The sequence below is a fragment of the Methylobacterium sp. E-046 genome (genome assembly GCF_022829625.1).
Lineage (GTDB): Bacteria > Pseudomonadota > Alphaproteobacteria > Rhizobiales > Beijerinckiaceae > Methylobacterium > Methylobacterium longum.
The window spans coordinates 1-20399 of the sequence record NZ_JAKSYP010000112.1 but is presented as its reverse complement, the minus strand read 5'-3'; the positions used below and the strand labels follow the sequence as shown (position 1 = coordinate 20399).

The 20399-nt window shown below is 70.0% G+C and carries 19 protein-coding genes and 1 pseudogene; 13 read left to right on the top strand and 7 right to left on the bottom strand.

Annotation, left to right across the window (positions count from 1 at the left end; genetic code table 11):
• Positions 1–358: 358 nt before the first annotated feature.
• From MKK82_RS10510 to MKK82_RS10480, 7 genes are all read left to right on the top strand, one after another.
• Entirely contained in the window at positions 359–2809 is a 2451-nt protein-coding gene (locus tag MKK82_RS10510; RefSeq protein ID WP_243985569.1) for an EAL domain-containing protein, read from the top strand.
• A gap of 272 nt (positions 2810–3081) precedes the next feature.
• The gene (locus MKK82_RS10505) at positions 3082–3489 is read left to right on the top strand and encodes a MucR family transcriptional regulator (RefSeq protein ID WP_238293592.1); all 408 of its coding nucleotides are present in this window, start codon (positions 3082–3084) and stop codon (positions 3487–3489) included.
• A 539-nt stretch (positions 3490–4028) separates the two neighbouring features.
• Positions 4029–5066: a polysaccharide biosynthesis/export family protein gene (locus MKK82_RS10500; protein WP_238293590.1), complete on the top strand. Its 1038-nt coding sequence runs from the start codon at positions 4029–4031 to the stop codon at positions 5064–5066.
• On the top strand, positions 5063–6595 hold the full coding sequence (locus MKK82_RS10495) for a GumC family protein (protein ID WP_243985568.1): 1533 nt from the start codon (positions 5063–5065) through the stop codon (positions 6593–6595). The genes MKK82_RS10500 and MKK82_RS10495 overlap by 4 nt, the downstream gene beginning before the upstream one ends.
• Positions 6592–7233 carry a CpsD/CapB family tyrosine-protein kinase gene (locus MKK82_RS10490; RefSeq protein ID WP_238293586.1) on the top strand — a complete coding sequence of 214 codons (642 nt, stop codon included), beginning with the start codon at positions 6592–6594 and terminating at the stop codon, positions 7231–7233. Before MKK82_RS10495 ends, MKK82_RS10490 begins: the two co-directional genes overlap by 4 nt.
• The gene (locus tag MKK82_RS10485) at positions 7230–8870 is read left to right on the top strand and encodes an O-antigen ligase family protein (RefSeq protein ID WP_238293584.1); all 1641 of its coding nucleotides are present in this window, start codon (positions 7230–7232) and stop codon (positions 8868–8870) included. Before MKK82_RS10490 ends, MKK82_RS10485 begins: the two co-directional genes overlap by 4 nt.
• Positions 8867–9799 (top strand): glycosyltransferase family 2 protein, encoded by a 933-nt coding sequence (locus MKK82_RS10480; RefSeq protein WP_238293582.1) that lies wholly within the window; start codon positions 8867–8869, stop codon positions 9797–9799. Before MKK82_RS10485 ends, MKK82_RS10480 begins: the two co-directional genes overlap by 4 nt.
• Positions 9800–9811: 12 nt before the next feature.
• Here MKK82_RS10480 and MKK82_RS10475 read toward each other — a convergent pair whose 3' ends face one another.
• Entirely contained in the window at positions 9812–10549 is a 738-nt protein-coding gene (locus MKK82_RS10475) for a class I SAM-dependent methyltransferase (protein ID WP_238293580.1), read from the bottom strand.
• A gap of 72 nt (positions 10550–10621) precedes the next feature.
• Between MKK82_RS10475 and MKK82_RS10470 the strand changes: the two genes are divergently transcribed.
• A complete protein-coding gene (locus MKK82_RS10470) occupies positions 10622–11767 on the top strand; it encodes a DUF1972 domain-containing protein (RefSeq protein WP_238293578.1) in 1146 nt (381 codons plus the stop codon).
• A gap of 37 nt (positions 11768–11804) precedes the next feature.
• On the opposite strand, the gene MKK82_RS10465 is transcribed toward MKK82_RS10470, so the two are convergent.
• On the bottom strand, positions 11805–12434 hold the full coding sequence (locus MKK82_RS10465) for a serine O-acetyltransferase (protein WP_238293576.1): 630 nt from the start codon (positions 12432–12434) through the stop codon (positions 11805–11807).
• Complete coding sequence (locus MKK82_RS10460; protein ID WP_238293574.1) at positions 12431–13036, bottom strand: serine acetyltransferase; 606 nt, start codon at positions 13034–13036, stop codon at positions 12431–12433. The genes MKK82_RS10465 and MKK82_RS10460 overlap by 4 nt, the downstream gene beginning before the upstream one ends.
• A gap of 127 nt (positions 13037–13163) precedes the next feature.
• On the opposite strand from MKK82_RS10460, the gene MKK82_RS10455 reads away from it, so the two are divergent.
• Genes MKK82_RS10455 through MKK82_RS10440 form a run of 4 tightly spaced genes read left to right on the top strand, consistent with a single transcriptional unit; the run spans position 13164 to position 18084 of the window.
• Positions 13164–14639, top strand: coding sequence for a lipopolysaccharide biosynthesis protein (locus MKK82_RS10455; RefSeq protein WP_238293572.1), 1476 nt, complete (start codon positions 13164–13166; stop codon positions 14637–14639).
• Entirely contained in the window at positions 14636–15577 is a 942-nt protein-coding gene (locus tag MKK82_RS10450; RefSeq protein ID WP_243985567.1) for a glycosyltransferase family 2 protein, read from the top strand. The genes MKK82_RS10455 and MKK82_RS10450 overlap by 4 nt, the downstream gene beginning before the upstream one ends.
• 10 nt (positions 15578–15587) lie before the next feature.
• The gene (locus MKK82_RS10445) at positions 15588–16955 is read left to right on the top strand and encodes a right-handed parallel beta-helix repeat-containing protein (protein WP_238293568.1); all 1368 of its coding nucleotides are present in this window, start codon (positions 15588–15590) and stop codon (positions 16953–16955) included.
• Between the two features lies 1 nt (position 16956).
• Positions 16957–18084, top strand: coding sequence for a glycosyltransferase family 4 protein (locus tag MKK82_RS10440; protein ID WP_238293566.1), 1128 nt, complete (start codon positions 16957–16959; stop codon positions 18082–18084).
• Between the two features lie 153 nt (positions 18085–18237).
• Here MKK82_RS10440 and MKK82_RS10435 read toward each other — a convergent pair whose 3' ends face one another.
• Positions 18238–18462, bottom strand: a complete 225-nt coding sequence (locus tag MKK82_RS10435) for a hypothetical protein (protein ID WP_238293564.1) — start codon at positions 18460–18462, stop codon at positions 18238–18240.
• Between the two features lie 285 nt (positions 18463–18747).
• On the opposite strand from MKK82_RS10435, the gene MKK82_RS10430 reads away from it, so the two are divergent.
• Entirely contained in the window at positions 18748–19014 is a 267-nt protein-coding gene (locus tag MKK82_RS10430) for a hypothetical protein (RefSeq protein WP_238293562.1), read from the top strand.
• Between the two features lie 192 nt (positions 19015–19206).
• Here the strand turns inward: MKK82_RS10430 and MKK82_RS10425 are convergent, their stop codons facing one another.
• The 3 genes and pseudogenes from MKK82_RS10425 to MKK82_RS10415 form a co-directional block, all read right to left on the bottom strand.
• Entirely contained in the window at positions 19207–19461 is a 255-nt protein-coding gene (locus MKK82_RS10425; RefSeq protein ID WP_238293559.1) for a pilus assembly protein PilZ, read from the bottom strand.
• 107 nt (positions 19462–19568) lie between these two features.
• Entirely contained in the window at positions 19569–19787 is a 219-nt protein-coding gene (locus tag MKK82_RS10420) for a hypothetical protein (RefSeq protein ID WP_238293557.1), read from the bottom strand.
• A 422-nt stretch (positions 19788–20209) separates the two neighbouring features.
• Positions 20210–20399 (bottom strand): annotated as a pseudogene (locus tag MKK82_RS10415) (hypothetical protein); the annotation flags it as partial.

The window sequence follows — 20399 nt, the reverse complement described above, 5'->3', positions numbered from 1 at the left end:
GTCGGGGGGTGACGAGGAGCCGGGGGCGCGGACGTTCCTCGAGGATCCGCAGGTGATGGAGCTGGTGTTGGCGTTCACCGGCATCGACGACGCGACCACCCGCGCCAGCGTGCTCTCCATCGTCAAGATGGCCGCCACGCTTCGGAAGGGTCAGCAATCCGGCTGATCCTCGACCGCGCCGGCCGCCGAACATCCGGGGCGCGTCCGCTTGGCTGAAGTCGGTGACGGTGCCGCATTCAATCGAGCTCCAGCGAGGCAGAGATACCGCCGGGCAGCGTGCAATCTATCGCAGCAATGCAACTTCTGATTAGTATCGTCACGGTAGCTTGGGGCGTTCCGGCGCTCAGCGAGGCTCCCGATGTACCGCGCCCTTGCGTGTCTGACCGATGAGCATACCCCGTGGGTGCTGCCGCTGGCCGCCTGCGTCTGCTGGATCTCCTGCTACGTCGCGCTGCACCTGGAGCAGCGCGTCAGGTCCGGTCGCTCGTGGGCTCTGGCATGGCTCCTCGCCGCCAGCTTCTCGGCCGGCGCGGGGATCTGGCGCACCCATTTCATCGGCATGCTGGGCTACGACCCCGGCGTCGTCGTCGGATACGAGGCGGCGACGACGCTGCTCTCCCTGATCGTCGCCGTCACCGCGTCCCTGGGGGCCTTCACTCTGGTGCGCGCCGCGCCGCCGGGCGCGGCCTGGGCGGGCGCCATCGCGGGCCTGATCCTCGGGGGCGGAATCGCCTGCATGCACTTCCTCGGAATCGCGGGCGTGGTGCTGCCCGGCCGTTTCGCGTGGGACACCACCCTCGTGATCCTGGCGATCGCCCTCGGCTGCGGCCTGTCGGCCACCGCTTTCGCAATTCATATTCGCCGCGCGGACCCGAGAACGCGGATGATCGCCGCCACCGTCCTGACGAGCGCCATCGCGGGCCTGCACTTCACGGCCATGGCGGCGGTCCGCGTCCTTCCGGATCCCGCCTTCGCGACGCCGGATCTCGGGCTCGCGCGGGGCGCGCTCGCCGGCGGCATCGCCGGCCTCATGGCGGTGATTCTGGCCTTCGCGGCCCTGGCACTGATGCTGGACCACCTGCGAACGATGAACGCCGCTCTGTCCGGCCAGGGCATCGTCCTGCGGGAGAAGACGCTGCTGCTGGATGCGACCCTGGACAGCATGGATCAGGGACTCATCATGGTCGATGCCCGCGGCATCGTGCAGGTGTGCAACGAACGCGCCTTGGCGCTGCTGGATCTGCCGCGCGCCATGATGCAGGAGCGTCCGAGCTACAGGGCCGTCCTGCGACACCAGTTGCGCAACCGCGAGCGCAATCGCACCGACCGGTCGTTCCGCGATTGGATCGAGCGCGGCGGGTCGGAGCAGGCCCACGTCCACGAGCGCCTGCGGCCCAACGGCCTCGTGCTGGAGATCCGCACCGTCCCGCTTCGGGATGGCGGATTCGTGCGCACTTTCACGGACATCACGCAGCGCAAGAACGCCGAGGCAGAGATCGCCCGCATGGCCCGGCACGACATCCTGACCGGCCTGCCGAATCGCGGCCTGTTCCGCGAACTCCTCGACAAGCGCCTCGCCGGGATCGCGGCCCGTGGCGAGACCGCGGCCGTGCTGTACCTCGATCTCGACGGCTTCAAGGGCGTGAACGATACCCTCGGTCACCAAGTGGGCGACGCGCTGCTCTGCGCCGTGGCGGAGCGATTGCAGTCGGCGGTGGGCAACGACATCGTGGCCCGGCTCGGCGGCGACGAGTTCGCCATCCTGCTGGCCGGCGGCCAGCGGCAAGCCACCGACGTCGCCGCGCGTCTCATCGCGCTGTTCGAGGCGCCGCTCCCGGTCGGTGACCTGCGCGTGGGTGTCGGCCTGAGCGTCGGCATCGCCCTGGCGCCGGAGCACGGCTCCAACGCCGAATGCCTGTACCGGCGCGCCGATCTGGCCCTGTACCGCGCCAAGGCCGAGGGGCGCGGCACCTTCCGCGTCTTCTCGGTCGACATGGACGACGAGGCGGAGGAGCGCCGGGCCCTCGAGAGTGAACTGCGGCAGGCCTTGGCGGACGGCTTGCTCAGCCTGCACTACCAGCCGCAGGTCGACGGTGCCTCCGGCCGGCTCGTGGGGTTCGAGGCGCTGGTGCGCTGGCTGCACCCGTCGCGCGGCCAGATCCCGCCCACCGTGTTCGTGCCGCTGGCGGAGGAGAGCGGGCTCATCGTCGCGCTGGGCGACTGGGTTCTGCGTGAGGCCTGCCGCGAGGCGGCGACCTGGGCGCCTGAACTGAAAGTCTCGGTCAACCTGTCACCGCGCCAACTCCTCAAGCCGGACCTGCCCGAGACCGTGCTGGCGATCCTCGCCGAGACCGGCCTATCGCCGGACCGGCTGGAGCTGGAGGTCACGGAGAGCGTCATCATCAACGACATGTCGCGGGCGATCGGCATTCTCCGGCGCCTGAAGAGCTTCGGCATCCGCATCAGCATGGACGATTTCGGCACCGGCTACGCGTCGCTGGCGACCCTGCACGCCTTCCCGTTCGACAAGATGAAGATCGACCGCTCCTTCGTGGCCCAGCTCGAATCCGATCCCCAGGCCGCCGTGATCGTGCGGGCCGTCCTGAGCCTGGGACGCAGCCTCCGGATGAGCGTCGTCGCCGAAGGTGTCGAGACCCCCGCGCAGCGGCGGTTCCTGGCCGACGAGGCATGTGGCGAGATGCAGGGGTACCTGTTCGGCAAGCCGGCCCCCATCGGCGATTTCGCCGACATGCTCGGCGTTGCCGACCGAAGCGGCGCCCTCGCGGCCCCTGCTGTCAAGGTCGCCTGATCGCGGATCGACCGAGCGATCGACGGGGGGCCCAGACTTCGGCACCCGCGGAGCTCGGGATTAACCGGATACTCAATCCTAAGTAGAAATAGTAAGCGGCCCGACACACTCTCTGATTGCAACCAGGGGTTGGGCCAAGCATAGTGATCATGGGCGCGGATAAGCGCTGAACCGATCATCACGCCGTGCCCATCGCGGCAGACTGATGTTCAAGTCAGCTAAGCCCGCCCGCTCGGGTCGCAGTTTCAGAGAGCATAACTCAGGAGAATACTATGCAGACGACCGCTCCCTCCGTCGAACTCGCCGCAAAGATCCTGAGCGCCTACGTCACGAAGAACAGCATTCCGATGGGATCGCTGCCGACCCTGCTGTCCGAAGTTCACCGCTCGATCACGGAGCTCGACAAGCAGCCGGCGATCCAAGCCAAGCGTCTGACGGACGCGCAGATCCGCGCCTCCATCCGTCCCGACATGCTCATCAGCTTCGAGGACGGCAAGCCGTACAAGGCGTTGCGCCGCCACCTGACCCTGCGCGGCCTGACCCCGGAGGCCTACAAGGCCAAGTGGGGTCTGCCGGTGGATTATCCACTGGTCTCCGCCACCTACAGCGCGCGCCGCTCGCAGATCTCCCGCGAGATCGGCCTCGGTCAGCAGCGGCGGTTGAAGAAGGTGGCGGCCTGAACGTGCGAGGCTCTGCCTCGAACGGACGATCGCGGCGAGGACGGCGTGGCGCATCGGGCGCCGCGACCGTTCGCGCCCGACAGCCGACTCACTGCACGCTCCGGTGCGTTCGCCGTGGCAGTCCCAAGCCTCGTCCTTGCGCACGCGTTGAACGGATTGCTAGGGGGCGCGCCGAGCGGGCGACCCGGACTTCGGCGTGCGGGCACGCGCGGTCCGGCCAGAGTCACGAGCGTGCGAACGAGGTGCAGCCGCTTCCGGTCCGGCGCGGCGTCCGGCCCTGCCATCCCCTGACTTGGCACAACTTGTGAGAGAGAAACGGACGGGCCGATTCAATCCTCATTAACCAAGCCGGTTGATTGTATCACATAGCGCGGCTCGATCACAGGTTGTTGTCGGGTGAGCGCAGTCGAGTACGATGCGGCTGAACGGCGATGGCCTTTGACTTGTCTGCGGTCCAAAACCCAGTGCCCCGGCGCGCCGGTTCATCCAGGATCGCCGTCGCGGCGCTGCTGATCTGCGCTCCGATACTCGGCGGGTGCATGTCGAGCCGGCCGCAGACCGCCGCGGGCGCCCGGCCCGACGTGACCCAGACCGGCTCGATCCCCGAGGCGCTGCCGCCGACCGTCGTCGCCGCAGCCCAGGAGGAAGTCGGGCGCACCATGCGCCTCGGCCTCGCGCATTATCGCCTCAACGTCGGCGACAATGTCGAGGTCTCGTTCCTGATCGATTCCAGCGTGGTCCAGCCGACCTACCGGCTCAATCCGAGCGACGAGTTCGACGTCGATTTCCGGACCCACCCGGAATACAACCGCACGGTGATCGTCCGGCCGGACGGCAGGATCTCGCTGCCGGGCAAGAACGGCATCAAGGTCGCGGGCCTGTCGCCGGAGGCGGCCGCCGCGCTGATCAAGAGCACCTACGACGACGTGCTGATCGATCCCGTCGTCACGGTGATGCTGCGCCGGTTCCGCACCGTGACCGACGATTTCCGCGATCTCACCCAGCGGGCCGACATGGGCCGGGTGAAGGTCCTGGCGATCGAGCCGGACGGCAAGATCAACCTGCCGATGGTCCCGGCGGTCCAGGCCGCCGGCCGGACGGTGCACGAAGTCGCCGGCAGCCTCAACGCCGCCTACAAGCACCAGCTCGCTTCGGTGACGACGAGCGTGCGCCTTGCGAGCCTCGTCCCGGCCAACACCATGGTATTCGGCGAGGTGCGCGCCCCCGGCCCCGTCACCCTGCAGGGACCCCGCACCCTGGCGCAGGTCTTGGGCTCGGCGGGCGGCGTCCTGCCGACCGCCGCGGGCGAGGCGGTGCGCATCATCCGCTTCGACGCGGAGGCCGCCGGAAGCGTCCGCATCGTCGATATCGGTCAGCCGGGCTTGGCCGATTCCATCGTCGTGCCGCCCAACGCCACCGTCTACGTGCCGCCCTCGCTGCTCGCCAAGACCGCCCGCGCCGTCGACCTCGTGGTGCGCCAAATCCTGCTGTTCAACGGGACCGGCTTCGGGGTCAACTACATCACCGGGCCGGCCGCCAGCACCTCGACCACCGCATCCGTGAGGTCCGGCACGTGAGTCAGCCCGACGTGACCGCCGCCGATGCCGTCGAGGGTGCCGCCTTCGACCTGCGCGACGCCCTCGCGGCCCTGTTCCGACACATCCGGCCGGTCCTGCTGATCCTGGTCGCGGCGATCCTGGGGGCCGGGATCTACCTGCTGCTGACGCCGGCCGAGTACACGGCCGACGCGAAGCTGATCATCCGCCTCGGGCGCGAGAAGGCGGGCGCCCCGCTCCAGGGCGGCGCCAACCAGAACTACATGTTCTCGGAGCGCGCGCAGAACGTGAACAACGAGGTCGAGATCCTGCGCGACCCCAGCATCGTGCGCGACGAATTCGCGGCCCTGAAGGCGATCACGCCCACCGGCGATCCCGGCCCGCCTCCCGAGGACTGGGCCGACTGGCTCATCTACCAGGGGCGCCAGGCGATCCGTGGCGCGAAGGCGATCAAGACCTGGGTGGTCGACACGGTGCGGGTCCCCTTCGAGGCGGTGGGCCTGCTGCGCCATCTCACCCCGGACGAGAAACTCTACGAGGCCTATCTCGCGGCCTTCAAGGTCATCTTCGTCAAGGAGACGGACGTCATCCTGACCGGCTTCACCTGGACGGAACCGCATTTCGCCGCCCAGGCACTCAACCGGCTGCTCGACGCCTACAAGCGCCGGCACGTGGAGGTCTACGCCGACGAGACCCCCGCCTCCTTCTACCAGAGCAAGCTGGAGCGCGCCCGGGCCGACCTCGCCGCCATCGACGCGCAGCTGGCCACCTATCTCAAGGGCAACAACACCGCGAGTTTCGAGATCGAGCAGCAGAACGACCTCGGTACGTTGGCCGAGTTCGCCAAGCAGAAATCCGCCGCGCAGATCGAGCGCGAGGTCGTCGAGACACGGCTCAAGCGCACCCGCGAGGCCGGCCCCGATCGCTGGCAGCCGACCCCGCCCGACGCCGACCCGACGGTCACGGCCTTCGATCAGCGCTGGGCGGATCTCAAGACGAAGCGCGCCGAACTCGCCGTGCGCTTCCGGCCGACCGCGCCCGAATTCGTGAGCCTGGACCGCGACCTCGCGGCGCTGTCGCGGCAGAAGCATCTGGCGCTCATCGCCGCCGACACGGCGAAGCTCGCCGTGCTAGCCGAGCGAATCCAGAGCATCACGGCGATCGAGCAGAACCGCCGCAAGGCGGCGATCGGCCAGAGCGACGCCGCCCTCGCCTATGGACGCCTGGCGCAGCAGAAGAGCCTGCTCACCGAAGAGATCACCGAGACCCAGAAGCGGATCGACGCGCTGAGGACCGGCACCGGCCTCGACGCCCAGGCCGTCACCTCCTCGGCGCTGGTGGCGCGCGCCGTCCCGCCGCGACTGCCCTCCGGCCCGAACCGGCCGCTGATCCTCGGCCTCGCGGCCGGGCTCGGATTGCTGGCGGCGCTCGCCTACGTCGCCCTCGCCGAGATCCTGGCCCAGACCTACCGCAGCGCCGCCGAGGTCGCCCGCTCGCTGCGGGTGCCCGTTCTGGCCGCGGTGCCGCTGCAGACCGGAGCCGCCGCATGATCGTCGCCGCCACCGTCACGAGGATCGACCCGGCCGTCCTGGAGCCGGCCCTGATCCAGCTCAACCGCCAAGCGGCGCGGTTGCGCCGCGTCGGCATCACCGCGGTCCAGCCTGGCGAGGGGGTGAGCACCCTGGCCCGCGAACTCGCCGGCGCCTACGCCCGGCGCGACCGCAACACCGTGCTGATCGAGGCCAACTGGTCCCGGCCGTCGCTGGCGAAGGCCTACGGCTTGGCCGGCCGCCCGGGTTTCGCCGACATCGTCGTCGGCGAAGTGTCGCCGAGCCGCGGCGTCCACGCGGTCGCCGACGGCTTCAGCGTCGTGCCCGCGGGGAGTGCTGCGGCGATTCGACGGGCGACGCTGGATGACGGCCGCGTCGAGGACTTTCTGGCGCTCGTCGACGAGCGCTTCGACCTCGCCATCGTGGATTGCGAGCCCATCACCGAGATCGGCGACGCGGCCGCGCTCTCGCCCTTCGTGGACGGCTTCATCGTGGTCATCGGCGCCGAGCGGACCCGCCGGGCCGTCGCGCAGAGGGCCTTGGCCGACCTGAAGGCCGCAGGCGGCGCCCCGCTCGGAATCGTCCTCAACCGCACCCGGAGGCCCATCCCGAAATGGCTGTACCGGTGGCTCGGGTGAGCACCGTCCCCGCCCGCGCGCTGCGGATCCTACCCGTCGCGGGGATCGGCTTCGCGGCGGCGGCCGCGGCCGTCGCCCTGAGCGCGGCGCCGCTGAAATTCGCCGTGGTCGGGCTCGCGGCGGCCTCCGGCGGCGTGGGCGCCCTGGTCCTCGGACGACGCTACCGCCTGACGCCGCTCCTGCTCGTCGCCCTCGCGGTCGGTCTGACCGTGAAGCTCGACGTGAGCTTCGCCCAGCATTTCGAGGCGGTCGGGCAGTACCTGCCGAGCATCGGCGGCGGCGCCGGCCTCACGGTGAGCGTCGCACTCCTCGTCGCCGTGGCGCTGATCGTCGCCAAGCTGACGGGCCTCGGCGAGCGCGTCCCCGGCCTGCGGCTCGACCGACCCCTCGTGCTGACGCAGATCGGCTTCCTGGTCGCGGGCCTGCTCTCCCTCGCGAACGCCACCGACACGGCCTACCTCTGGTTCGACATGTGGCGTTTCCTCGGCCTGCTGCTGGTCTCGATCGCCGTGTCGAACCTGTCGGAAGCCGACATCCGGACCCTCGCGCTGGCGATCTGCGCCCTGTGCCTCGTGCAAACCGCGGTGGCGGGCCTCCAATACGTGTCGGGCTCGGAACTCGGCCTCTCGGTCCTGGGTGAGGAGCAGATCGTCGAGGAGAACATCAACTTCTCCGCGCAGCGTCGCGCCGGCGGCCTGAAGGTTCATCCCAACATCCTCGGCTACTACTACGAATTCGTCTGGCCGCTCGCGCTGGCGCTCGCGCTGTCGCGCGGACCGATGCTCCTGCGCCTCGTCGGGGCGGCGGGTGCCCTGTCGGCGCTGGGCGGGGTCGTGCTGACCCTGTCGCGGGCCTCGTGGCTCACCTTCCCGCTCTCGGCCGCGCTCCTGATACTGCTGGTCTACCGCGACCGGCTGTTCTCCCGGAGCAGCCTGCTCGTCTTCGGCCTCGTGGCCGTGATCGGCGCGATCGCGGGGATCTATGCCGGCCCGCTGATCTGGGAGCGTCTCACCGCCGACGACGGCGGCTCGGCGGCCCAGCGCGGGCCGCTGAACGCGGCGGCTCTGGCCCTGTTCGCGCGGTTTCCGATCGTCGGGGTCGGCCTGAACAACTTCGGCAACCAGTTCGCGATTCTCGACCAGACCGGTCTGTCGCGGCTGGCTGGCCTGTTCGACCGGTCGAACCACGTGGTGCACAACCTGCACATCCTGATCCTCACCGAGGTCGGAATCGTCGGCTACGCCGCATTCGCGCTGGTGTTCGCCGTAGGCATCGCCCGCGGCTTCCGCGCGGCGCGCCGCGCGCCGGTCGGCGATCCCCTAGCGGCCATCGCGGCGGCCTGCGCGGTGGGGCTGATCGCCCATCTGCTGCACGGTCTGGTCGATCCGGGCTTCCGCTTGAACCTCGGTATCGCCGAACTGCTCTACACGGGCCTCGGGCTGATCGCCGCAATACGGGCGGCGCAGCGGCGGCGGGCGATCGGCGTGCGCCGGCCAACCGTGCCCTCGGCCCGGCCCGCGACACCGCAATCCCCCTCTCCTGCGCCGAGGCGCGTCGCGTCGCGTCCCGGCAGCACCCTGGGAGCAGCTGTCCCGGAGACGCGCTCTCCCCTCAGAGCACGCGGAGACCGCGCATGAGCCCCGTCGGCCTGAGCGTCCTGATCGTCACCTACAATGCCGGCCGGGACATCGACACCTGCCTGGAACTCCTGGCGGCGAGCCGGATCGAACGGCCCTACGAGGTCATCCTCGTCGACAACGCTTCGACGGACGGCACACCGGAGCGCGTGGCCCAAGCCTTCCCGCGGGTGCGGGTGATCGCCGAGCGCACCAACCACGGCTTCGCGGGCGGCAACGCCGTCGCGCTGGCGCACGCGACCGGCGAGACGATCCTGCTCCTCAACCCGGATGCGTTCCTGCGCGACCCGGAGGCACTGCCGGGCCTGATGGCCCATCTCGACGCGCATCCGGAGCTCGGCGCGGTCGGCCCGCGTCTGACCTTCCCCGACGGGGCGCATCAGGTCGGCGATGCCGGCTACGAGCCGCGCCCGCTCTCGATCCTGGTGCACGCCGGTGGCCTGTCCGGGCGCTTCGGCCTGCGCGGCCTCTACCTCGCGAGCCGCCAGGCCGGCGGCCGCCAGGCCCTGGACGTCGATTGGATCTGCGGCGCCTGCCTCCTCCTGCGCCGGTCGGCGATCGATGCCATCGGTGGGCTCCGGAGCCCGATGTTCCTGTACGGCGAGGACGTGGACTGGGGTTGCCGCCTGCGCGATGCCGGCTGGCGGGTCGCCTACCTGCCGGGCATCGCCGTCGTTCACCTTCAGGGCGGCTCGGGGAGCACCCGCTCGGCCCGCTGGCTCGACGGGCTGGCGGCGATCTACCGCCTGCGCAACGCCGGGCGCGCCCTGTCGTCGCCGGCCTTCTTCTCAGGCCCGCTCCGGCTCGGATTCACCCTGCGGGCCCTGGCCTACGGCGTCGCGGCCCGGCTGCGCGGGCAGCCGGACCTCGCCCGGAAGGCCGAGGACATGCGCAGGTTCGCCGGCCACCTGCGCAGTCTTCGACAATGAAGACCCTGTCTTTCACCGCTTCTTGCGGATGAAGACCATGTGGTATCCCTTGAACGGGCCCGGCGTCAGCCGGAACAGCAGCTCCCAGAACTTGCCCAGGACGATGTTCTCGCCATGATAGAACGGCTGCCCGTCGAAACTGTAGGTGAAGTGCTCGAACCGATCTGTTGGGAAAAGCCGCTTCCGCGCCGCCTCCGTGTTCATCGTGTAGAGCGGCACGAACGAGTCGATCTCGACGCGCCGCGGCTCGACGAGGCGCAGCACCCGGGCGTGCAGGCGCTTCGGGACGAGCCGCGCGCCGACCCCGACATAGCCCCAGCGGTTGGGCGTCCAGGCGCAGAGCCAGCCGCCGGGGGCCAGCACCCGGCCGAGTTCAGTCGCCGTGACCTCGGGATGCTCGATATGTTCGAGGACCGAGAAGGCCGAGATCAGGTCGAAGCTCCCGTCCGGGAACGGCAGGACGCCGTCATGGCCGATCAGCCGGACCTCGTCGGCCGACTTGTTGCCGAGGACCGCCTCGTCGACGTCGCAGGCGATCACCTGGGCGCAGCGGCCCCGGAAATCCCCGAGGTGCCGTCGCAATGGCACCGGATCATCGCTCCACTTGCCGCGCCCGGCGCCGAACTCCATCACCCGCATGTCGGGCTTGAGCAGCGCGTTGACGCGGACGATGTACTCCATCCGGTGGTCGTGCCGGGAGTAGCCCCCGGCTTCCATCTCCCGGAACAGGCGCTGTTCGACCGTGACCATTCCTCAGGCTCCTCTGACAACGTTGCGCGTCGCGCGCGGGTGAAGGCGGACGGGCCGGGCGAGCGCCCGGCGGTGGCGATCCTCGGCACCCGCGGGGTGCCGGCGGCGCACGGGGGATTCGAGACCCTGGCGGAGCGGCTCGCGCTGGAGCTCGTGGACCGGGGCTGGCGGGTCGAGGTCTACTGCCAGGTGCGCGAGCCGACGCCGCCGACGTTGTGGCGCGGCATCACGCTGATCCCGGTGGCGGTCCGGGGCGACGGCGCCGTCTCGACGATCCTGTTCGACCTGAAATGCACCCTGAAGGCCGCCTTCCGGCCGGCCCTGCCGCTGGTGCTCGGCTACAACACGGCGGCGTTCTCGCTGCTGTACCGGCTCACGGGCAAGCGCAGCGTGATGAACATGGACGGCATCGAGTGGCGGCGCGACCGCTGGTCGAAGCCCGCCAAGGCCTGGTTCTGGCTGAACGAGCGCTTCGGCAGCCTGTTCTCGACGCATCTGGTGGCGGATCACCCGGAGATCGCCAGGCATCTCGCCCGCAGGACCTCGCCCGCCCGGATCACCACCATCGCGTACGGGGCCGATTCCGTCCTGGACGCGCCCCTCGACCCGCTCAAGCCCTTCGGCGTGCGGCCGCGGGGGTACGGGCTCCTGATAGCCCGGGTCGTGCCCGAGAACCTCGTCCTCCAGATCGTTCGAGCCTGGAGCGAGATCCGCCCGGGCCTGCCGCTGGTCGTGCTCGGGAAGCTGGACGCCGCCGACCCCTATCACCGCTGCGTGCGGGCCGCGGCGGGGCCGGACGTGATCTTCGCCGGTGCCATCTACGAGGCCGAGACGGTCGCCGCGCTGCGGCTCCACGCCCGCTTCCACATCCACGGCCACACGGTCGGCGGCACGAATCCCTCCCTGGTCGAGGCACTCGGTGCGGGATCGCCGATCCTGGCCCACGACAATCCGTTCAACCGCTGGGTGGCGGGTGACGAGGCCATCTATTTCGGCGACGAGACCGAGTTGCGCCGCGGCATCCTCGCCGTCGTGCGCGCCGCGCCGAAGCGACTGGACGCCATGTCGGCCGCCTCCCGCCGGCGGCACGCCGAGGCCTTCGAGTGGCGCGGCATCTTCGATGCCTACGAGGGCGTTCTGCGCCGGCATCTCGCCCGCGCGCGTGCGCCGAGACGCGCCTGGCGCAGGAAGGTCGGACGGGAGCAGACCCCCGTCTGACATCGATGTCCCGGTCGCCGGGCGGCGACGCTCAGTCTCAGGCCGCATGACCTTCCTCCGAAGCCGGGCGGGTGCTGCGGAGTTGACGCTGCGCCAGCATCGTCACCGTTCCGGTGGGTACGTCCCGGAGGGTGCAGACGCCGATGCCGATCGTCGCCCCGTCGCCGATCGCGACGGCGCCCTGGACGGCCGCGTGGGCGCCGACCACGACGCCGTCGCCGAGGCGGGGCACGTCCGCCGTGATCGGTCGGTCGAGGGGTATCCAGTTCCGCGGGCCGACGAGGGTCCCGGGCAGCAGGACGAGGTCCAGGCCCGCCTGTGCACAGAACGCCACCCGTGCGGGGTGCGGGACGAACAGGCCGGGCCCGATCCGCGAGCCCGGATGGAGGCTCGCACCCGTCAGACGAAGGGACAGGTCGGCGACGAGGGCGGCCGAACGACGCCAGCCGCGGCCGTACAGCAGGTGTGCCGTCCGGTGCAGGATCGCGACCTGCATCGCCGGAAGGGTCAGGTGCATCAGGCGGCGGAGCCGGGGGGTCGGCTTGCCGCCCGTGGTCTGGCGGAGGACGCGGGCGAAATCGGCGGCCAGCAGGCGGCGGATGTCGGCGACGCTGTCCTGCGCCGGCTCCGGCGATCCGGCATCCGGAACTGCGCGGGCGGTGCTCATGCCGCGGCCCCGCGGCCCGGAAGGGGGCGCCAGGGTTGCGGCATCACCTCGCTGCGCGGGTCCACGTCCTTGAGGATGATCGCGCGAGGGCCGATCCGGGCCGCGTCGCCGACGCGCACCGCCCCGAGCACGATCGCGCCCGCTTCCATGACGACGCCGTCGCCGAGGACCGGCAGGCCCGGGCCGCCGCCGATGTCCCGATCCGGTTCCTTGAGCAGGCCGCCGATGGAGGCATGCGTCCCGAACGCGACGTCCCGGCCGACTGCCCCGGCGATGACCGAGCCGTAAGGGTTCGGAATGAGCAGCCCGCCGGCAATCCGGCTCGAGGGTGGAATGTCGGCGCCGGTCCACCAGCCGTTGATCAGCCACAGCAGCCACGCCGCCATCCGCCAGCCCCGCTCATGGGCGTAGCGCGACAGCCGGTAGAGGCAGGCCGCGTGGTAGCCCCGCCGCAGGGTCGCGGAGCCGTAGCCACGGCGGCGCCAGTGCGCCCGGTCTGCGGCGAGGGCCGTGCGCAACTCCCCCCAACGCTGGCGCCGCGCCGGCGGGGCTTCCGGTCCGTGGGTGAGCGACAGCCCATGGCCGTCCATGGTGTCGGACATACGCAGTCCTCCGCATCTCAATTCACGACATCTATGCAACCATAAATTGAAGATGTGGTTGCAAGCCATACGCAACCTGCCACGATGCAATCGTAAGGCGAGTTAATCAGTCAGGCTTCACCGGAAGATGTATCGCTTAGTAAACAGATCGTTCGGGCGCGGCCGGCTCGGCGGGTTGCGTTACGGGGCCAACCTGCTCGGACAGGCCGCCGGGCGCGGCCTCTACTTGGCCGCGGGCTTCGCCGCCTTCGTGATGATCGGCCATGCCGCCGGGCCGGAGGTACTGGGCCGGTACGGCCTCGCCCTGGCCGTCCTGGCCGTGGCGCTCATCGCCGCGGATTTCGGCACAACCCTGACCTTCGGCGCGCGACTGGGAGCGGTCGGTCCGGAGATGCGGGCCACCGAATTCGGCCGGATGCTCTCGGCGCGGCTGATCCTCGGGCTCGGTTCCGGCACGGTGCTGCTCTGCCTTCTGCCGCTGCTGCCGGGCGCGATACGTCCGTCGCTCGCCTTCGCCGGCCTGCTGATGCCGCTCACAGCCGCCCGCTTCCTCGACGCGCTGTTCCAGGTGTGCGAGCGTCCGAGCTGGTCCGTCTGGCCCTCGCTCGCGAATGCCGCGACCCTGATCGGCGGCACCGCACTCGCACTGTGGTTGCAGCTTCCGGAGCCCGCCCTGAGCCTCGTCGCGGTCGCGGCCGGCATCACCTACGGCGTCGTCGGGCTGTCGCTCGCCGGGCGCCTCGTCGCCGCCCGCCCGGCGTCCCTGTCGGATGGCCTGGCGACGATCCGGGCGGCCGCAGGCGTCGGGATCTCCAACGCCCTCGGCTCGCTCAACGGGCGCATCAGTCTCATGATGCTGGCCGCCTTCGCGGGTGCCGTCGAACTTGGGCAGTTCACCGCCGGCTTCCGCGTCTTCGAACTCGGCGCCGCGGTGGCCATCACCCTCTGCGCGCCCCTGGTACCGGTCTTCGGCCGCGCGGTCGGGACGCCCGCCGGGCGGTCGGCCGGGGGCTTGGAGGCCCTTCGGACCCACGTGCGGATCGCGCTGACCGTGATCGTCGGCGCGGCCTGCGCGTGCGCCGTGGCGGCCTGCGCCCTCGCCGAACCGCTGGTGCGGCTCGCCTTCGGCTCGGATTTCGGCGGCGCCGTTCCGGTCGTGCGCGTCGCCACCGTGATGAGCGTCCTGCTGATCGCCGCCACGATCCTGTTCGCCGGCCTCGTGCCCCTGGGGCGGACCGCCTTCGCCGTCCGCGGCAGCGCGGCGGCCTGCGCGACCAATCTGATCGCCTGCACCCTGCTGATCCCGCGGGATCCGCTGATCGGGGCGGCCGGCGCCGCCCTCCTGGCCGAGGCCGCGATGCTCCTCGTCCTCGTCCACGCCTTCTGGCGGGAGGCCGGCCCGCCCCTGGAACTCGCGACCGTGCCGCTCCTGGCAGGACCGGGGCTCGCGACCGCCTTCGCCTGGGCAGCCTTCCCCGCGCCTCTCGCACCGGTGACGGTGCCGGCCGTGGCGATCCTGTCGGCGGCCGCCGCCGCGTGGCTCTGCCTGCGCCGCGTCCCCGCCCAGACCGTCCCTCTCACAGTGTCGGAAGCCTCGTCATGAGCGACGCCCCCGTGCTCTCGGTCATCATCCCGACCTACAACCGCGCCGACACGCTGCGCCTGTGCCTGCGGGCCTTCGACCGGCAGGAGACTGATGCGCCCTTTGAGGTTGTGGTCTGCGACGACGGCTCAACCGACGGCACCGGCGCGACCATCAGCCGGGCAGTCGCCACCGCCCGGGCGCCGGTGGTCCATCTCCGGCAGGAGAATGCCGGCGCCAACGCCGCCCGCAACCGCGCCATCGCGGCCGCGCGCGGCGCACGCCTTCTGATCGTCAACGACGACACGATTCCGGCCCCCGACCTCGTCGCGGCCCATCTCGCCGCGCATGCGCGGCGGGGTGGGCGCGAGACCGCGATCCTGGGGCGCATGACCATCGATCCGGCGCTGCCGTTCTCGCCGTTCTCGGCGCTCCATCACGACGCCTCCTACGACGCCCTCGTTGGCCGGGAGGAGGTCGGCTGGGACGCGTTCCTGACCTGCAACGTCAGCATCGACCGGGGATTCCTGGACGAGACCGGCGGCTTCGATCCGAAGCTGTTCTGGCACGAGGATATCGAACTCGGCGAGCGGCTGGCCCGACGCAGCATGCGCCTGTTCTACGCGCCGGAGGCCCTGGGCTACCATCACCATCTCCTCGACGAATCGGCCTATCTGCGGATCGCCGAGCGCGAGGGGGCGGCCCTGGTGCTGTGGTACCGCAAGCGCCCCGATCTCGTGGCGGATCTCACCCGGCTCGGCCTCGTCGGCCCCCCGCCCCTCGGCGCGGCCGCGCGCCACCGCGTCGCCGACCTCGCGATGCCGACGGCCCTTCTGCCCGGCTGGCAGATGGCGGCGCGCACCCTGACCCGCATCAGCCCGGAAGCGGGCCGCACCGTCTGGCGACGGCTGTTCCAGCGTCGCAAGCGCCTCGCCATCGCCCGCGCGCTGGCGGCGTGAGATGATCCGGATGCGTCCCGTCCCGACCCTCGCCCTGCTCCTCCTTCCGGCCCTGGCTGCCTGCCAGGCCGCCGACGCCGGGTCCCAGCAATCCATCTTGGTCGATCCCGCGGGCGGCAGCCTGCCGGGCTACCGGACGGTGGCGCGGCTCGCCGACGTCCCCTTCACGAATCTCGGTCCCGGCTCTCAGGTGCTGGTCCGCGGCGGCAGCTACGGCGAGGTGGTGATGATCGGCGCCCGCGGCACGGCCGAGGCACCGGTCACCATCACGGCGGAAGCCGGGACGCGGCCCGTGCTGTCGAATTCGGTGGTGTTCGAGAAGGCCGCCTACGTCTCGATCTCGGGCCTGACCGTGCAGGGCGCCGTGAATTCCGGCTTCATCATTCGCCGCGGGTCGAGCCACGTGACGGTCGCGGACTCCACCGTGACCCGGTCGGGGCTCGGAATCTGGATCGGCGACGGTGCCGGCGCCGGCCACCGGATCACCGGCAACACGCTCGCCGACAACCAGACCCACGGCGTCGCCGTCGACGTGATCAACGCACCGCCCGAGGACCCGAGCTACATCCTGTCGAACACCGTGACGGGCAGCGGCATCCACGGGATGGAGATCAACGGCTCCGGCTACGTGGTCGAGGGCAACCGCGTGTCCGGCAACGGCGTCGCGATGTCGGGGACGTCCGGCATCCACGTCTACGCCAAGGACGCCGCCCAGGACGCGGGCGACCGCAACGTCATCCGATACAACATCGTCACCGGCCAGAAGGAAACCACCGGCCAGGACGGCAACGGCATCCAGATCGACCAATGGTGCGACGGCAACACCGTCGCGTTCAACGTCGCGGCCGACAACGACGGCGCCGGGATCAACCTGTTCGACGCCGGTTCGAACAGCGTGGTGAACAACACCGTCACCGGCAACATGCGCGATGCCGGCGGGAAGCACGTCTACCGCGGCGAGATCGTTCTGGCCTCCGACTACACCCAGAAGATCGACCGCACCTCCGACAACCGGGTGCTGAACAACATTGCCTACGCCACGCGTCCCGGTGTCTCCGCCATCGTGGTCGAAGCGACCACCATCGACAACGGCAATGCGCTCGGGCCGAACTTCGTCGGCAGCGCCGCCGGCGCTCCGCTCTACCGCTGGGGCACCGCGGCCACCAGCGACGGGGCGAGCCTGCCGCTCGGCGGCCGGGCTCCCGACCTCGCCGGTTCGCCGGGCTTCCGGGACGCCGCCAGCCCGCTGGCCGGCGGCCTCGCCCTGACCTCATCCCCCGCCCGCGCCGGCATTCCGCTCGGCGCGCCCCGCGACCTCGCTGGCCGGCCCTATGCCGACGGCGAAGCCCCGACCTTTGGCGCCTACAGGAGCCCGTAACATGCTTCGCATCGGCATCGACGCGCACGTGCTCACCGGCAAGCCGCAGGGCAGCCGCACATGGCTCGTCAACATCATCGGGCGCGCCGCCGCACGGCACCCGGATGCCACCTACGTGGTCTACTCGACCGATCCGGTGGCCTGCGCCCGCATCGTCTCGGGCAGCAACATCGAACACCAGCGCCTGCCGCGGGTGCCGGCCGCCCTGCGGCTCCTCGCGGTCTGGCCCTGGCTGTTCCTCCGCGACCGGCTCGACGGACTACTAACCACCTACATCGCGCCGCCGCTGGTGCCGGGGGACCGGCAGGTGGTGGTGGTGCACGACATCCTGTTCGAGACCCATCCCGAATTCTTCCCCTGGCCGATGCGCTGGCGGAACAAGATCCTAACCCGGCTCTCCGCCCGGCGGGCCAAGCTGGTCCTGACCATCTCGGACTACAGCCGCGATTCCATCGCCAAGGTCTACGGCATCGAGCGGAACCGGATCGCCGAGGTGCGTTGCGGCTCGACGCCGCCGCAGACCGGCACCGAGCGGTCGCCGCTCACGGACGGCCGACCATACCTGCTGATGGTCGGCCGGCTGGAGCCGCGGAAGAATCTCGGCCTCGTCCTCGACGCCTTCGCGCGCCTGCCGGAGGGCGCGGCCCGACTGATCGTGGTCGGCACGGGCGATGGCGAGCGGCCGGAGACCCTCGAGCGGCTCGCCCGCACGCCGGATGCGGTGCACATCGCCGGGATCGACGACCGTGGCCTGTCCGACCTCTACGCGAGAGCCGCCGCCCTGGTCTTCCCCAGCCGCGGCGAGGGCTGGGGCATCCCGGTGCTCGATAGCCTCGCCCGGGGGACGCCGGTGATCGCCTCCAGCCTGACCGCCATCCCGGAGGCCGGCGGCAGCGCGGCGAGCTACTTCGACCCCGACGCACCCGATCGGGTCGAGCGCCTTGCCGAACTGATGGGAGACGCCATCGAGGGCCGGCTCCCCTTCGACGCCGGCGCCGCGAGAGAGCACGCCGCCCGCCACGACTGGGACGGGCCGGCCGCCACCTTCGTCGACCTGATGCGCCGCAGCTTCACGGCCCGCACGCACATCCGCGACCTGCTGCTGCCCGTGCCGCATCTGCGGGGTTGACGCGACTCGCGCGTGATCGGGGGCCCGGAGGACCGCGTACGGGGGCGATCGGCGGATGGGCATCGACGGGCCGGTTCCACCGCGGTCGTCCGGGGGAGGTTCGTCGCGATCCGTCCGCCGGTGCGGTCGCAGACCCTCGACCTGCGAGCCGCGCTACCGGGGGGCCTCGGCGATGACGCGCTTGCCGGATCGGCAGGGGAAGAACAGGCTGACGAACCAGAACAACGCCACCGCACCAACGGCGGCGGCACTCCCGACTAACGGGCTCAGGGCCATCGCGACGATGATCCCGTGATTGAGCAGCAGCGCGAAGGCGACGATCGCACCCAGCGCGGCGGCGATCGACGCGCGTATGATGCAGCACTCGGATGGTTGCATGGCCGTACCTCCTCGTCACATACAACCAGTGCGAGCAATTTGCGATCCATCATTCAACGTGAAGAAGTACTTACGCGTCATGGCGAGGGGTTCGTCCAGCGTGCCGACTGCGTCGTCGGTTCGGTGCTCTGCCACCGTCCCCGTATGTCCGATGACGATTGGCCGACAGGGGAACCTCCGTACTCCGCAGCGCGGTCCGCACCTGACCGCGGGTTGATAGGAGCCGACCCGCACTTATACTACCTGGAGTTGCAAAAGTTGCGGAGAGCGCGGGAGGTGTGCCCGATGTCACAGGCCTGCGCTGCGAATCGAAGGCGGCCGCTGTCGCGTGCCGTGACGGGTTGCGAGATGGTCGTGCTCGCGCCGTTCATACTCCTGAGCACGATGTTCATCGTCCTCATGCTGCCCATCACGATACTGGCCGTGCCGGCGCAGTTGATCGTGAATGCGCACACCGATGCTTATTGTCGGTTCGTCGCAAGGCTTCTGGTTTTCGCCGCGATCAATGCCGTTGTCGTTCCGGCCGCGGTGGCATACGCGTTCTGGCAATAGCCTCCAGCGGCGATAGTTGTTTCACTCGCCGCGTCGCTGCCAAGGCGCCCACATCGCTCGAAAGTCGCAGAATCTCGGCGCGATCGTGCGGCGTCTGCACGAGGTCGCGGCGGCAGCTCCGGATGGAGACAGTCTCGTGCGCGGGCATGCTCATCCCATCGCATGGCGCTCATCCTGTTGCTTGAACGCGCATCATGCTGTCGTGAAGACGACGCCGAGCTTGTTTCCGATCCTCCAGAGGACGCGACAGGGCCGCGGCGGTGCGTGCTCCGAGACCATCAGCGTGAACCGTCGTGGAAACTCCTTCGGGACGCTCGCCTCGATCTTGGCCCCGAAATCGTTTGTCTTGAGCGTCACGCAGAGGATCGCGTCGCGCTGTCCATCGAGGAAGATCCGGCCCCGGCTCCTGACACCCGGCAGCGGCTCGAGGCAGCGCTCCCCTCCCATGACCGGCACTCCGCTCCCTTGCGGCAGCCATTTATCCGTACCGGTGTTAAAACTTTCAGTTGTATCATTGGCTCCGCTGGCAACCGGTGGCGGAGGGGTCGAGGATGTCAGGCCTTGCGCGGCTGCTCGGTGACCGAACGGACAAAATCCAGGCAGGCCCGCCGATCGCGCAGATCGTGGACGTCTTCGAAGGCCGTCAGCAGCTCCAACGTATCGTGAAGGGTTTCCGCGTTCGCGTGCCGGTCCGACAAAGCCGAGACCTCAATCCCGAGGGCGTCGGCAATGCGTTGCAGGATCGGACGATCGATGTTTCGCGTGACGGTCATTCGAGTGCTCCGGACCGAACAGGTACGGATTGAGGCACGCGACCGCTTTGAACGACACGAAACAGACTTCCGGACCTGCAAGAGGTATGTGGATGGACACCGCCCGGTGTCCGTGTGTTTCAGCGCCTACGGCCGGCATGGGCCGTGTCAAGCGACCGGTCTATTCCGATCGAACGGTTCCTTGGAACCCGACCCCGGGTCGGCGGGACGCGATCCGATGCGACCCGCTCGACCTCCTACAGATTACCGCTTCCGCGTTGCTCCCCCGGCTGCGCGTCGAACACACCACACAACCACTTCGAATGGGCGATCAAGGTTTAGGCTCGGAACTTACATGGAGTTTTAGCGAAAACCAAGAGCTGTGTTTCACCACGCGGACCAGGGCAGGTCCACAGGGACCCGTGATCATCGAATGCGGTCGATCACCGTTCCGAATGCATGTTCGTTGTTCGATCGTCGCGTCCGACTTGGAGCGTGGCGGCCATCTTGACGATGGAGAGCACGCTGGCGCGGGTGGTCGCGTCGTCGATGCCGGTGAACGCCAACACCAGCTCCATCACCTGCGGATCCTCGAGGAACGTCCGCGCCCCCGGCTCCTCGTCACCCCCCGAC

Coding starts and splice junctions, on each gene's coding strand:
- MKK82_RS10480 (WP_238293582.1), top strand. CDS start 8,867: ATGAGCCCCGTCGGCCTGAGCGTCCTGATCGTCACCTACAATGCCGGC.
- MKK82_RS10505 (WP_238293592.1), top strand. CDS start 3,082: ATGCAGACGACCGCTCCCTCCGTCGAACTCGCCGCAAAGATCCTGAGC.
- MKK82_RS10475 (WP_238293580.1), bottom strand. CDS start 10,549: ATGGTCACGGTCGAACAGCGCCTGTTCCGGGAGATGGAAGCCGGGGGC.
- MKK82_RS10500 (WP_238293590.1), top strand. CDS start 4,029: ATGTCGAGCCGGCCGCAGACCGCCGCGGGCGCCCGGCCCGACGTGACC.
- MKK82_RS10445 (WP_238293568.1), top strand. CDS start 15,588: ATGCGTCCCGTCCCGACCCTCGCCCTGCTCCTCCTTCCGGCCCTGGCT.
- MKK82_RS10460 (WP_238293574.1), bottom strand. CDS start 13,036: ATGTCCGACACCATGGACGGCCATGGGCTGTCGCTCACCCACGGACCG.
- MKK82_RS10465 (WP_238293576.1), bottom strand. CDS start 12,434: ATGAGCACCGCCCGCGCAGTTCCGGATGCCGGATCGCCGGAGCCGGCG.
- MKK82_RS10430 (WP_238293562.1), top strand. CDS start 18,748: ATGTCACAGGCCTGCGCTGCGAATCGAAGGCGGCCGCTGTCGCGTGCC.
- MKK82_RS10435 (WP_238293564.1), bottom strand. CDS start 18,462: ATGCAACCATCCGAGTGCTGCATCATACGCGCGTCGATCGCCGCCGCG.
- MKK82_RS10455 (WP_238293572.1), top strand. CDS start 13,164: ATGTATCGCTTAGTAAACAGATCGTTCGGGCGCGGCCGGCTCGGCGGG.
- MKK82_RS10490 (WP_238293586.1), top strand. CDS start 6,592: ATGATCGTCGCCGCCACCGTCACGAGGATCGACCCGGCCGTCCTGGAG.
- MKK82_RS10440 (WP_238293566.1), top strand. CDS start 16,957: ATGCTTCGCATCGGCATCGACGCGCACGTGCTCACCGGCAAGCCGCAG.
- MKK82_RS10450 (WP_243985567.1), top strand. CDS start 14,636: ATGAGCGACGCCCCCGTGCTCTCGGTCATCATCCCGACCTACAACCGC.
- MKK82_RS10510 (WP_243985569.1), top strand. CDS start 359: ATGTACCGCGCCCTTGCGTGTCTGACCGATGAGCATACCCCGTGGGTG.
- MKK82_RS10420 (WP_238293557.1), bottom strand. CDS start 19,787: ATGACCGTCACGCGAAACATCGATCGTCCGATCCTGCAACGCATTGCC.
- MKK82_RS10425 (WP_238293559.1), bottom strand. CDS start 19,461: ATGGGAGGGGAGCGCTGCCTCGAGCCGCTGCCGGGTGTCAGGAGCCGG.